Below are 11398 nucleotides of genomic sequence, written 5' to 3' on the forward strand. Positions count from 1 at the left end.
GGTTTCGCTTATAAAGACTTATTGCGCAGCGAAGACAATGATAAAGCATAAGATTGATGACTTATCCTTACTTAAGGTCCATACATACAATGTCCTATACGAAAAGCTTTTATTTGCCTTTGCATATAGAAACAGATCAACTATATATCAAGTTTTTAAAGAACTTCTCGGTGAGATAGCTCTGTGCTGTAAACGCTCAAAGCCATCTCAGCGAGATCGATTGTTAATTAAAGATCTGCCATTACTTTTGTGGCAGATCGTGAACCAACCAGGCTTTAAAAGAAAAATCTCTTAAGGACCTAGGTATGAATATATATGATAATAATTTTATTAAGACAAAAGTGAGATATTGAGGAGAAATTAATGCTTAACTTTGCAATTCTGGGTGCAGGTAGCATTGCCAGAGTCATGGCAACAACCATCAATAAAATGAATTCATCTGGAAACAATATAGTTAAACTTGCAGCTGTCGCTTCCAGATCATTAGACAAATCAAAGCTGTTCGCCTCTGAATTCAATATTGAAAAAGCTTACGGTTCCTACGATGAGCTTTACAACGATCCTTCCATTGATCTTGTTTATATAGCAACTCCCCATAATTTTCATTACGAGCAGTGTAAAAGCTGTCTTCAGCATAAAAAGAATGTTCTGTGTGAAAAGCCATTTACTGTTAATGTAAAACAGGCAAAAGAGCTTCTTGATATGGCCGCAGAAAAGAAGCTTTTCATAACCGAAGGTATATGGACTCGTTATCAGCCTATGCGCAGAATCATTGATGATGAGATTAAGTCCGGAATCATTGGTCATCCTATGATGGTTACTGCAAATCTTGGTTATAACATGACCAGAAAGGAAAGACTTTTAAAACCTGAACTTGCTGGTGGAGCTCTTTTAGATGTCGGTATCTATGCTTTAAATTTTGCAAATATGATTTTAGGCGATCCAGATGAAGTTGATTCTTCCTGCATCAAGAATGCGTCAGGAGTGGATATGTCTAACTCTGTGACATTCACTTACAAGGATACCGCTAAGATGGCTGTCTTATGTTCATCTGCATTATGTGTATCAGACAGGTTCGGCATGATTCATGGCTCTGAGGGATTTATTATGGTTGAAAACATTAATAATCCTCAGTCATTAAAGGTTTTCGATAAAGCATACAATCTTATAAAGGAAATTAAGGCTCCAGAACAGCTTACTGGTTTTGAGTATGAGGTTGAGGAATCTGCTAAGGCGATAAAAATTGGAGAAATCCAATGTTCGTCAATGCCACATGAAAAAATTCTGTATATGATGAATCTAATGGATTCCATCAGAGCACAGATGGGAATTAAATATCCATTTGAATAAATTTCAAACATAAGGAACAGCAAATGAAAAAGAAAGTACTGATTGTTTTAGATCTAGAGCAGCGTCAGATCGATATGTACAAGGATCCTGAGCTTGAGCTTACATTTAAAAAGCCTGCAGAAGTAACTCCTGCTGATCTTAAGGATGTAAATATTGTTGTCGGCAATATTCCTCCTGCAGTGGTTAAAGAAGCTCCTCATCTGGATTTACTGCAGTTAAATTCAGCTGGTTTTGACAATTATCTTGGATTTGTTTCTCCTAACACCAAGCTGTGTAACTGTGTAGGTGCCTTCAGCCCTGCAGTAGGTGAACACATTCTGGCAATGACCTTCTCTCTGATTCGTCACTTCCATCTATACAGAGACAAGCAGGCTAATAAGGATTGGTCAGACTGCGGAAAGATTATTTCTGTCGAAGGCTCAACTATTGCTGTCTTCGGATTAGGCGATATCGGTAGAAGCTATGCTAGAAAGGTGAAGGCCCTCGGCGCTAAAAAGGTTATCGGTATTAGACGTAATGTTAAAGATAAACCTGATTATATTGATGAGATGTATGCTTTATCAGATGCAGAAAAGGCTGTAGCAGAGGCTGATATTGTGGTTAATGTACTGCCATCTGCAAAAGAGACCACCAATCTGTTTGATAAGAAGCTGTTCTCAAAGATGAAGAAAGGCGCTTACTTTATCAATGTAGGACGTGGTGATGCCATGAACCAGGATGATCTTGTTGAAGCTCTACGCTCTGGTCAGCTTGGGGGGGCAGCTTCTGATGTGTTCTCTCCAGAACCTCTGCCAAAAGATCATCCTTTATGGTCAGAGCCTAAATTCCTGTTAACCCCACATGTTGCAGGCTGGTTCTTCTTGAATGAAACCAAAGAACGTATTGTCAGAATCTCATCTTCGAATGTTAAGGCATTCATTCATGGAGAGAAACTTGTTAATGAAGTCGCTCATTAGATAAGGCGTGGACTATGAAGTATATAGAATTTGGCTGCAACCGGGTTAAGGCATCACAGGTTGTTTTAGGTCTGATGCGTATCCCTGAGCTTGATATTCAGGGTATTGATGCACTACTCAATACAGCCAGGGATAACGGCATCAATTTTCTGGATATTGCAGACTGTTATTCAGCAGGCAAGGCTGAGTCGTTATTAGGTGAAGTTTTCAAGAAAAATCCTTCACTGAGAGACTCTTTTATTGTGCAGAGTAAGTGTGGTATCAAAAAGGAGCCAGGCAAACTTACAATCTTTGATTTCTCTAAAGAGCATATCATTGAGGCTGTTAATGGTTCTCTAAAGAGAATGAATATTGATCATATGGACAGTCTGCTGCTTCACAGACCTGATGCTCTTATGGAGCCTGATGAGATTGGTGAGGCTTTCAATCAGCTTCATGCTGAGGGAAAGGTTCTGTCTTTTGGTGTAAGTAATATGAATCCTATGCAGATGAAACTACTTAAAACCGGACTGGATTTTCCTATAGCTGCCAATCAGGTTCAGCTGAGTATTTGTCATACTCCTATGCTTAATGCCAGCTATACTGTCAATATGGACTGTGATTCTGCAGTTATGAGAGATGGTGGTGTGCTTGAATACTGCAGACTTCACAAGATTGTTGTTCAGGCCTGGTCTGTAATGCAGTATGGCTTCTTTAAGGGGGTCTTTGTAGGTTCTCCTAATTATCCTAAGCTTAATGAAGTATTAAACCGTATAGCAAAGGAGCAGAATTCAACTCCAACTGCGGTTGCTATTGCCTGGGTGTTGAGATATCCTGCACTGATGCAGGCTGTTATTGGTACTACTAAACAGCATAGAGTTGAGGAAAGTGCAAAAGCATGCGAGGTGAAACTCTCGAAATACGAGTGGTATGAACTTTACCTTGCTGCAGGCAACTTCCTTCCTTAAATTTTGTTGAGCTTGGTTAAAGAATTTGCATAATAAAAGACGATTGTGACTTATATCTGTCTTAATGAGCAAATACAGTATAAATAAATTATACCAAGCTCAAATTCTTATGTTTTGTTATTTTTAAAATGAGCATTTCTCTTCTAACATATGTAGTATGTGAAAGTGTTATTTTTTAACGAATGATAACGAAGAGAACTGTTTTCTTTTGAACAGTTGTGGCTTGAGTAAGATTGTATGAAATTTAAATTACATTATCTGGCAATACTATTTGGTTCGGTGCTAATTGCATCCCAATCAGTGATCCCTGTATCTGCAGATATTGGCGATAGTGATAATTATTATAATGTGCTTTTAGATGATGAATCTGCTGTTCGTTTCAGAAGAAGCAAGTCCGCATCAGTTGAGAAAAAAAGCACTGAGTTACATTTCAATGCAAAGAATACCATTGAAGATGTTCTGAACTATCCTGGATTTAAGCCATTCGCAAAGATTTTGATGCCAAATACCAAACAGTCTGATTTGGCAGTTCATTTGGATGAATTGCAGAATATCATGTCAATTCACCATAATATTACTACTGACAATACTCTCGAAAGTCTGGATTACCTGGCTTCAAGAATAGAAAATAAAGAGAGAGTCTTTTATCCAATTTATTCTAAAGAGGATATCAAAGCGGATCCTACTTTGGAAGATACTGGATTGTATTTCTTTAGAGGTGATGAAAATGCTCCATTCGCTATTATTCTTCCTGGTGGTTACAGCTACCGCAGTACAATTCATGAAGGCTTACCAATTGCGTTGCGCGTCTCAAACGCAGGCTTCAATGCATTTGTCCTCTCATACAGATCAGGAAATCTGATTAAAGGCTCAAAAGATTTAATTACCGCTATTAATTTTGTTATAAATAATGCTGATAAGCTGAAGGTACGTAAGGATAAGTATTCCTTATGGGGAGCAGCTGTTGGAGCTCAGCTGATTATTAACGTAACCCAGAATTCAGAAAAAGGCGAACTGAAGGGACTTCTTGAGGAGAAGCCTGTGGCTAATATCTTCAGTTATCCATTGAGCTATTATCCATCTGAGAACGATGTACCTACAGTTATTGTTGTAGGTGATCAGGACCGAATTGTTAATAAGACAATTTTAAAGTCATCAATCAATAATCTGAACAAGATGGGAATAGAGTCTAAGTTTATTCTTATACCAAGATTACAGCATGGATTTGGTGTAGGCTTTGATCCTAATTCTTCTGTAAGTATTAACTGGATTGGACGTGCTACTTCCTTCTGGGAAGATGTTGCCGGATTGTCAGAAGAATCGTCTGACTCTAATGAAGAAGGTAAAGAAGGCGAGGATGATGGTCTGATAATGTAAAGATTCATAAATAACAAAAGGGGAAAGAATTATCTTTCCCCTTTTTTATATTTAAATCTAGTGATAGATTTTAGCTAGTGCACCAAGCAACTAGACTAATTCAGCCATGTCTTACGACAAAGATGCGTGATTAGTAAAGTCTAGTATGGCGCGCATTTTCGCGGGCCAACTTTTTGGCGTGACGCTTAATAGCAGAAGCCTTTGCACGCTTACGTACAGTTGTTGGCTTCTCATAGAATTCACGAGCTCTTACATCGGCTAAAATACCGGCTTTTTCGCAAGAGCGCTTGAAACGTCTTAAGGCAACGTCAAATGGCTCGTTCTCACGTACTTTAATGACTGGCATGTGGAAAACCACCTCACTTATAAAATTCCAATGTCTGAGACATTAGGTCTCATGACGATAAAAAACATGCGAATTATATATTAGAACGAAAAGAAAGTAAATAAAAATTGCGATTTTTTCGGGAATCTCTGTCACAAAATACTGTTAATCTAAGGATGCATACGGAAGCGATTTGTGATAGCTTATTCCTCTGAAAATTGTCGATATTTTTTTAGGATAAGATAAATGATTGCACTGCTACAGAGAGTGAATTATGCCAAGGTTGTAGTTGAAGGAAAAACAGTAGGGGAGATTGATAAAGGTATTCTGGTTTTTCTGGGGCTTGAAAGAGAGGATAACGAGCAGCTTTGCCATAAGATGTTTGACAGGATTTTAAAGTACAGAATGTTTTATGACGAGAATGAGAAGATGAACCTGAATGTTTCTCAGGTTGAAGGTAATGTTCTGGTTGTCTCTCAGTTTACTCTTGCTGCCAATACTGCTTCAGGTAATCGTCCTAGCTTTGATCCTGCTATGCCTCCAGCTGATGCCAAAGCTCTTTATGATAAGTTTATGAAGTATGCCAAAGACAAGCTTCCATCCGTTCAGCACGGAGAGTTTGCTGCTGATATGAAAGTTTCTCTTGAAAACGATGGTCCTGTAACCTTTATTCTCAAGCTCTGATTATTTTCTCCTGAACATCTGTTTGTTTTCAGATCAAAAAAAAGCCTGTAAAAGAACTTACAGGCTTATCAAACAAACATAAGGAGTAAACTGTTCAGAAAAGAATTCCTGTGACAAACATTAAGATCATATGTCTTATGTTGGAGGATTTTCTTTTACTGTATTTAAAATCTTTTAACCCACTGCATGTTGTATTCTGATGGAACCACTCAGCAATACAGTCTATTACTGAAAGTGTGTTTTCAGGCTCTACAACATGCAGTCGCCTCCTACTTAGTTCTTTGCAAGTCCCTGCAGGATCTGATTTGCATTCTTAATCTGATCACTTGCACCGCTTACAAAGCTGTTGTACTGTCCCATGAAGTCCTGCAGCTTAACCATCTGAGTCTGGTTGTCAGAGTTGCAGTTCTCAGCCATGTGCTGAATTGTTGAAGAAATTGCACGAATCTGCTCTGCTGATTTAGGAGAGTTCCAGCCAGATACATCAATACCTAAGCCCTTTGCTTCATTCATGTACTTAGTTAAAATTACAGCTCTTGATGCCTTATCTGAATCCTCATCCTTGGTAATACCACCAAGCTCACCATTCATTCTGTCCAGAAGATTATTCAGAGCCTTTGCTCTGTCGTTCTGGCCCTTCATCTCAGCAATCTTGTTTTCAGCTTCCTTCTTCTTGGTTGCGCCAACCTCAAGCATAACCATAGCAGCCATCATCTGGATTGACATGCCTTCGAACTCAGTGCCCTTGATTGCATTAACATTTGAAGTTGAACCTACAGCAATAGTCATAATCGTATCCTCTCGAAGAAATTCTTTAACGGAAGCTGATTTAAATCAAATTCAGATTCCAATCTCTAACCTTTGACTTAAGTATAATACAAAAATTCTTAAAAAATGCATCTACTTCTACAAATAAGATGGTTTTGTTGAAATTTGGAATAACTATCACATTTTTTCTATTGATTTTGTAACTACATTATCATGAATGTGGTGCAAAAGAATCTATTTATATTACAGTACAGCTGGTCATTCCGTAAGAACCTGGAATAAGCTGAAATGACAAATAAGTAGTCTATAATCAGAACAAATATTCAGTAAGAACAGTCAATGCTTTAATCGAGCTTAAATGAAATAACCTTGTAATCCTGAAATCAACTGCAAGATATATCTCTTCTAACAGTGGAATAAGGCATTTATGCTTTCTTCCTAAATGATCAAAAATGCGACATAGTTCATATAATCTGCTAAAATAGGCCATCTTCGGAAATAGTAGAGAATTGTTATGCGTGTACTAGGAATAGAAAGCTCCTGTGATGAAACAGGTGTTGCTATATATGATGATGAAAAGGGATTGATCTCTCACGTACTGCATACTCAGATTGCCATGCACGCTGAATATGGCGGTGTGGTTCCAGAGCTTGCATCCAGAGACCATATTAAAAGAGTTGTTCCTCTTGTAAGAGCAGCTCTTGATAAGGTTAATCTTACCCTTAAGGATATCGATGCAATTGCCTATACTGCAGGCCCAGGTCTTATTGGTGCTCTTTTAGCTGGCGCCATGGAAGCCGGTGCTCTTGCCTATGGCTTAGGTATTCCTTGTGTTCCTGTACATCATATGGAAGGACATCTTCTGGCTCCTATGCTTGAGGATGAGAAACCTCAGTACCCATTTGTAGCTCTTCTGATCTCAGGTGGACATACTCTGCTTATAAAAGTTGAAAAGCCAGGTAAGTACGAGCTTATCGGTCAGTCTGTTGATGATGCTGCCGGTGAGGCTTTTGATAAGACCGCAAAACTTCTTGGAATACCTTATCCTGGTGGTCCTGGACTTGAGAAACTAGCAGAAAACGGAAAGGTCGGTGTATTCAATTTCCCAAGACCAATGATTAAGAATCCTAACTGTGATTTCAGTTTTGCAGGACTCAAAACTGCTGTTTTAAATGCTACATTAGAACACAAGGATGATCTCGAGTCTGTTAAGGCCGATATCGCAAAAGGCTTTACCGAAGCAATGGCCGAAACTCTTGAAATCAAGTGTAAACGCGCCTTGAAACAGTGTCACCTAAAAACTCTTGTTGTGGCCGGTGGTGTAAGCGCAAACAAAGATATAAGAAACAGACTTCAGCATCTTATGGATTCAATGCATGGCAAGGCATTCTTTGCCCGCAGAGAGTTCTGTACTGATAATGGAGCTATGATAGCTCAGGTCGGAATGTTAAGATTCAAGGCAGGACAGCTAGGTGACGGTAAGATTAAGGTTTATCCAAGATGGCCTTTATCTGTTCTTAAGGCACTTTAAACATGGACAAGATTTTTATTTCAGATCTTAAGGTTGAATGCATTATCGGTATTTTAGACTTTGAAAGAGTTACTCCTCAGCCCCTTTATGTTTCTATAGAAATTGAAAAAGATCTGAAAAGTGCAGGTCAAACAGGTGACTTAGCTAAAACTATTGACTATGCAGATTTGTCTACTCGTGTAAAAAAATATATCATAAATCGAAAAGCCAAACTTCTAGAGGAGTTAGGAGTGGAGCTTTGTGACATAATATTAAAAGAATATGCTCCTTATAGTGTGACTGTAAGACTAAACAAGCCCAAGGCAGTCGCAGATGTAAGAGAGGTTGGCATACAGATAACAAAGACTTTGGAGTAAAGATGTCCACAAAGGTTTATTTAGGTGTTGGATCCAATCTAAACAGAGAAAATTCACTAAGATTTGCATTCGCAAAAATTTCCCCATTATTAAAAAACTGCAAAAAATCATCTATCTGGATAAGTAAACCTGTAAGAAACGGTGAGCCTGACTACTTTAACATGGTAATCTGCGGTGATACTGAGTCTAATCTTGAAGAGTTTCATGCCTGTCTTATGAAGATCGAGGAAATGGCAGGCAAGGAAGTAATGATCAACAATGGTACCAATTTCGGCATGAAGCGTCGCCTTGATATAGATATCCTTGCATTTGGTGAGCTTGAAACCACTTCTCCATGCATTATTCCCCGTCATGATATTCAGGATTATCCTTTTGTAACCTGTCCTCTGAATGAACTTGATCCTGATTTTGTTCATCCTGTACTTCATCAGAAGGTCAGTGAGCTGTGGGCTAAGCTTGAGCCAACACTATCAGAGGAAAGGAAGGTTGTTAAGACATCAATTGACTGGAATGTCGACGCTCCTTCCTGGAATAACGCTCCTAAGGATTAGAGATGACTTTTTTACATGTTCTGGTCCTTTCAATTGTTCAGGGCTTAACTGAGTTTTTACCTGTATCATCCAGTGCTCATCTTATCTTCCCTGCAAAGCTTCTAGGCTGGCCTGATCAGGGCCTGGCCTTTGATGTAGCCGTTCATCTGGGAACTCTGATGGCGGTAGTTCTATATTATCTTGCTGATCTGGTTAAGATTTCTTCCTATACCATAGAAGCATGCATCAAGATGAAGATTTCTCCTCTGGCCAGAATAGGTTTCTGTCTGATTATTGCGACTCTGCCTGTCTGTGTGGTGGGAACTCTGTTTGAGAATTATATTTCTTCACAGCTTCGTGACAATATTGATGTTATCGCATACTGTACCATTGGCTTTGGTATTCTATTGGGACTAGCATCCTATGTGAACAAGAAGATGGTATGGCGTAATATTGATAATATTCAGGGGGCTCGTTCAGATTCATTAAGAGGTCTGAATTATACTCAGGCGCTTGTTATTGGTCTGTTTCAGGCTTTAGCCGTATTTCCAGGTGTATCTCGTTCAGGTATTACACTTACAGCAGGTCTTTTCATTGGAATGAAGTCTGAGGCTGCTGCAAGATTCAGTTTCCTTCTTGCTATACCTGTAATTATTGCGTCAGGGGCATTTGAGATTTATAAAATTCATACCATGGGAACTCTGGAACTGCAGTGGGTTAATTTAATTATTGGCGCATTCCTTTCCTTCCTGGTTGCAATTATTGTTATTCATCTATTCTTAAAATACATTGCAAAATCAGGCATGGCAATATTCGTGATTTACAGAATACTGCTAGGTGCTCTTCTTCTTTGGCTTTTCTAAGCTCGTATCAGATGCAGAAATACCAGCTTTTGAGCTGGTATTCCGTATGTACTTCAGATTGTATTAGTTCGGATGCTGACTAAAGCAGTGACTTAATGCATTCTTCAACTTTCTTCATGTCTGCTGTTGGCTCAAAGCGAGCAACCACATCTCCCTTTCTATCTACTACAAATTTAGTAAAGTTCCATTTGATATCTGGCTTGGATCTCCAATCAGGATCGGCTTTGGTCAGAAGATCCTCTAAAATTGGAGTGAGCTTATGATCATCAAAGCCAGCAAATCCCTTCTGTGACTTTAGATAGGTGTATAAAGGAAGTTCATTTGCTCCATTAACATCTGATTTTTTCATCAGTGGATAGGTGGTGTTGTAATGAAGAGTGCAGAATTCCTTAATCTCATCATCTGTACCTGGAGCCTGTGCTCCGAACTGATTGCATGGAATATCAATAATCTCAAGTCCTTTGTCATGATAATCCTTGTATAGCTGCTCAATTGGAGCGTACTGAGGAGTAAAACCGCAGCCAGTAGCAGTATTAACAATGAGCATAACCTTTCCCTTGAAATCAGCAAGAGATACCTTCTCACCTTTACCGCTTGTAAGCTCATAATCGTATATCATATAAAACTCCTATGTTTTGGAAAATGGATAACTCCAAAATGAAAAGCCTTAAAAGGAGCTGATAATACGCTCCTTTTGAAATCTAGTATTTTCTTATTGAAAAGTGAATCAGTCTTTCATTGCTTCCTTTGCTGCAATGGTAGCGTGAATTACAGTGCTGTCGAATACGGGAAGTCTTACGTATTTCTGACTGATTAAAAGTCCAATTTCAGCACAGCCAAAGATAATTCCCTGAGCGCCTCCCATATCAAGACCATCTATAATGCGTTGATAAATACCACGGGATGCATCCTTGATTTTTCCAAGACACAGCTCTTTGTAGATGATGTTATTTGCAAGTTCTATTTCCTCTTCTCTAGGGATCAGAACTTCAATACCACCATCAGTCAGTATGTTTTTATAGAAGTCATGGGTGAGGGTGTATTTTGTCGCCATCAGACCAACCTTTTTGATGTTTTTTTCTTTTAGAGTCATTAAGGTTGCCTTGGCAATATGAAGAATTGGCAGTGAAATATGAGGCTGAATCATTGGTACAACCTTGTGCATAGTATTGCTTGCAATCAGGATAAAATCTGCACCTGCTTTTTCTAAAGAAACAGCAGCCTCAGAAATAATCTGTCCTGCCTTGTCCCAATCTCCCTGAGATCTACAGGTTTCGATTTCAGCAAAATTGACGCTGTTTAAAATAATCTTTGCAGAATTGTAACCGCCTAATTCTTTCTGAACTGTCTCGTTAATTATTCTGTAATAGGTTGCTGTTCCTTCCCAGCTCATGCCACCGATAAGACCAATGGTTTTCATTTTTGATAATCTCCAAACGCTGCAGTCTCAATTATGAGGATATGTCATTTTTCTGATTGTGCAAATAAAATAGTAGCATGGAAGCGTTAAGAGATAACTAGAGATAATTATCAGATTTTTAAGAAGTTCCTATGAAAAACCAGGTCTTTGAAACAGATCAATCTAATTGCTAAGTGCTTGCAAAATCTTCTTTTGACATCCTCCTCTTGCTAAAGCAAGAGGATTCCTACTGCTGACATTACTGTTCAGCTTCAGAGGGTTCACAGTGCTGACTCCTTTTGGAGTTCACTT

General features: G+C 38.8%; 13 protein-coding genes. 9 read left to right on the top strand and 4 right to left on the bottom strand.

The features are described 5' to 3' along the window. Nucleotides 1-363 precede the first annotated feature (363 nt). The 4 genes from B5D46_RS11140 to B5D46_RS11155 all read left to right on the top strand — a co-directional run bounded on the left by B5D46_RS11140 (nucleotide 364) and on the right by B5D46_RS11155 (nucleotide 4630). Nucleotides 364-1350: a Gfo/Idh/MocA family protein gene (locus B5D46_RS11140; RefSeq protein WP_078929517.1), complete on the top strand. Its 987-nt coding sequence runs from the start codon at nucleotides 364-366 to the stop codon at nucleotides 1348-1350. 23 nt (nucleotides 1351-1373) lie between these two features. After that, nucleotides 1374-2306, top strand: coding sequence for a D-2-hydroxyacid dehydrogenase (locus tag B5D46_RS11145; protein WP_078929518.1), 933 nt, complete (start codon nucleotides 1374-1376; stop codon nucleotides 2304-2306). Between the two features lie 14 nt (nucleotides 2307-2320). Further along, the gene (locus B5D46_RS11150; protein ID WP_078929519.1) at nucleotides 2321-3253 is read left to right on the top strand and encodes an aldo/keto reductase; all 933 of its coding nucleotides are present in this window, start codon (nucleotides 2321-2323) and stop codon (nucleotides 3251-3253) included. A gap of 237 nt (nucleotides 3254-3490) precedes the next feature. Continuing rightward, nucleotides 3491-4630 (top strand): alpha/beta hydrolase, encoded by a 1140-nt coding sequence (locus tag B5D46_RS11155; protein ID WP_143675674.1) that lies wholly within the window; start codon nucleotides 3491-3493, stop codon nucleotides 4628-4630. Between the two features lie 130 nt (nucleotides 4631-4760). Here the strand turns inward: B5D46_RS11155 and rpsU are convergent, their stop codons facing one another. Beyond that, nucleotides 4761-4976 carry a 30S ribosomal protein S21 gene (gene rpsU, locus B5D46_RS11160; protein WP_021888892.1) on the bottom strand — a complete coding sequence of 72 codons (216 nt, stop codon included), beginning with the start codon at nucleotides 4974-4976 and terminating at the stop codon, nucleotides 4761-4763. A 225-nt stretch (nucleotides 4977-5201) separates the two neighbouring features. Between rpsU and dtd the strand changes: the two genes are divergently transcribed. Then, the gene (gene dtd, locus B5D46_RS11165) at nucleotides 5202-5639 is read left to right on the top strand and encodes a D-aminoacyl-tRNA deacylase (RefSeq protein WP_078929521.1); all 438 of its coding nucleotides are present in this window, start codon (nucleotides 5202-5204) and stop codon (nucleotides 5637-5639) included. 273 nt (nucleotides 5640-5912) lie between these two features. Here the strand turns inward: dtd and B5D46_RS11170 are convergent, their stop codons facing one another. Continuing rightward, nucleotides 5913-6428, bottom strand: a complete 516-nt coding sequence (locus B5D46_RS11170; protein ID WP_078929522.1) for a hypothetical protein — start codon at nucleotides 6426-6428, stop codon at nucleotides 5913-5915. A 493-nt stretch (nucleotides 6429-6921) separates the two neighbouring features. Between B5D46_RS11170 and tsaD the strand changes: the two genes are divergently transcribed. Genes tsaD through B5D46_RS11190 form a run of 4 tightly spaced genes read left to right on the top strand, consistent with a single transcriptional unit; the run spans nucleotide 6922 to nucleotide 9687 of the window. Beyond that, entirely contained in the window at nucleotides 6922-7938 is a 1017-nt protein-coding gene (gene tsaD, locus B5D46_RS11175) for a tRNA (adenosine(37)-N6)-threonylcarbamoyltransferase complex transferase subunit TsaD (protein ID WP_078929523.1), read from the top strand. A 2-nt stretch (nucleotides 7939-7940) separates the two neighbouring features. Then, nucleotides 7941-8294: a dihydroneopterin aldolase gene (gene folB, locus B5D46_RS11180; RefSeq protein WP_078929524.1), complete on the top strand. Its 354-nt coding sequence runs from the start codon at nucleotides 7941-7943 to the stop codon at nucleotides 8292-8294. 2 nt (nucleotides 8295-8296) lie between these two features. Beyond that, a complete protein-coding gene (gene folK / locus B5D46_RS11185; RefSeq protein ID WP_078929525.1) occupies nucleotides 8297-8845 on the top strand; it encodes a 2-amino-4-hydroxy-6-hydroxymethyldihydropteridine diphosphokinase in 549 nt (182 codons plus the stop codon). 2 nt (nucleotides 8846-8847) lie between these two features. Then, a complete protein-coding gene (locus B5D46_RS11190) occupies nucleotides 8848-9687 on the top strand; it encodes an undecaprenyl-diphosphate phosphatase (RefSeq protein ID WP_078929526.1) in 840 nt (279 codons plus the stop codon). Nucleotides 9688-9766: 79 nt separating this feature from the next. Here B5D46_RS11190 and B5D46_RS11195 read toward each other — a convergent pair whose 3' ends face one another. Together B5D46_RS11195 and B5D46_RS11200 are read right to left on the bottom strand one after the other, a co-directional pair. Continuing rightward, entirely contained in the window at nucleotides 9767-10306 is a 540-nt protein-coding gene (locus B5D46_RS11195; RefSeq protein WP_031492028.1) for a glutathione peroxidase, read from the bottom strand. Between the two features lie 108 nt (nucleotides 10307-10414). After that, nucleotides 10415-11107, bottom strand: a complete 693-nt coding sequence (locus B5D46_RS11200; protein WP_078929527.1) for an aspartate/glutamate racemase family protein — start codon at nucleotides 11105-11107, stop codon at nucleotides 10415-10417. Between the last annotated feature and the right edge of the window lie 291 nt (nucleotides 11108-11398).

Source organism: Succinivibrio dextrinosolvens DSM 3072 (assembly GCF_900167015.1).
GTDB classification, from domain to species: Bacteria; Pseudomonadota; Gammaproteobacteria; order Enterobacterales; family Succinivibrionaceae; genus Succinivibrio; species Succinivibrio dextrinosolvens.

What these genes read in the sequence shown, in the direction of transcription:
- B5D46_RS11140 (WP_078929517.1), top strand. Translation starts at nt 364, where the DNA reads ATGCTTAACTTTGCAATTCTGGGTGCAGGTAGCATTGCCAGAGTCATG.
- B5D46_RS11195 (WP_031492028.1), bottom strand. Translation starts at nt 10,306, where the DNA reads ATGATATACGATTATGAGCTTACAAGCGGTAAAGGTGAGAAGGTATCT.
- B5D46_RS11200 (WP_078929527.1), bottom strand. Translation starts at nt 11,107, where the DNA reads ATGAAAACCATTGGTCTTATCGGTGGCATGAGCTGGGAAGGAACAGCA.
- B5D46_RS11190 (WP_078929526.1), top strand. Translation starts at nt 8,848, where the DNA reads ATGACTTTTTTACATGTTCTGGTCCTTTCAATTGTTCAGGGCTTAACT.
- rpsU (WP_021888892.1), bottom strand. Translation starts at nt 4,976, where the DNA reads ATGCCAGTCATTAAAGTACGTGAGAACGAGCCATTTGACGTTGCCTTA.
- tsaD (WP_078929523.1), top strand. Translation starts at nt 6,922, where the DNA reads ATGCGTGTACTAGGAATAGAAAGCTCCTGTGATGAAACAGGTGTTGCT.
- B5D46_RS11155 (WP_143675674.1), top strand. Translation starts at nt 3,491, where the DNA reads ATGAAATTTAAATTACATTATCTGGCAATACTATTTGGTTCGGTGCTA.
- dtd (WP_078929521.1), top strand. Translation starts at nt 5,202, where the DNA reads ATGATTGCACTGCTACAGAGAGTGAATTATGCCAAGGTTGTAGTTGAA.
- B5D46_RS11170 (WP_078929522.1), bottom strand. Translation starts at nt 6,428, where the DNA reads ATGACTATTGCTGTAGGTTCAACTTCAAATGTTAATGCAATCAAGGGC.
- B5D46_RS11150 (WP_078929519.1), top strand. Translation starts at nt 2,321, where the DNA reads ATGAAGTATATAGAATTTGGCTGCAACCGGGTTAAGGCATCACAGGTT.
- folB (WP_078929524.1), top strand. Translation starts at nt 7,941, where the DNA reads ATGGACAAGATTTTTATTTCAGATCTTAAGGTTGAATGCATTATCGGT.
- B5D46_RS11145 (WP_078929518.1), top strand. Translation starts at nt 1,374, where the DNA reads ATGAAAAAGAAAGTACTGATTGTTTTAGATCTAGAGCAGCGTCAGATC.
- folK (WP_078929525.1), top strand. Translation starts at nt 8,297, where the DNA reads ATGTCCACAAAGGTTTATTTAGGTGTTGGATCCAATCTAAACAGAGAA.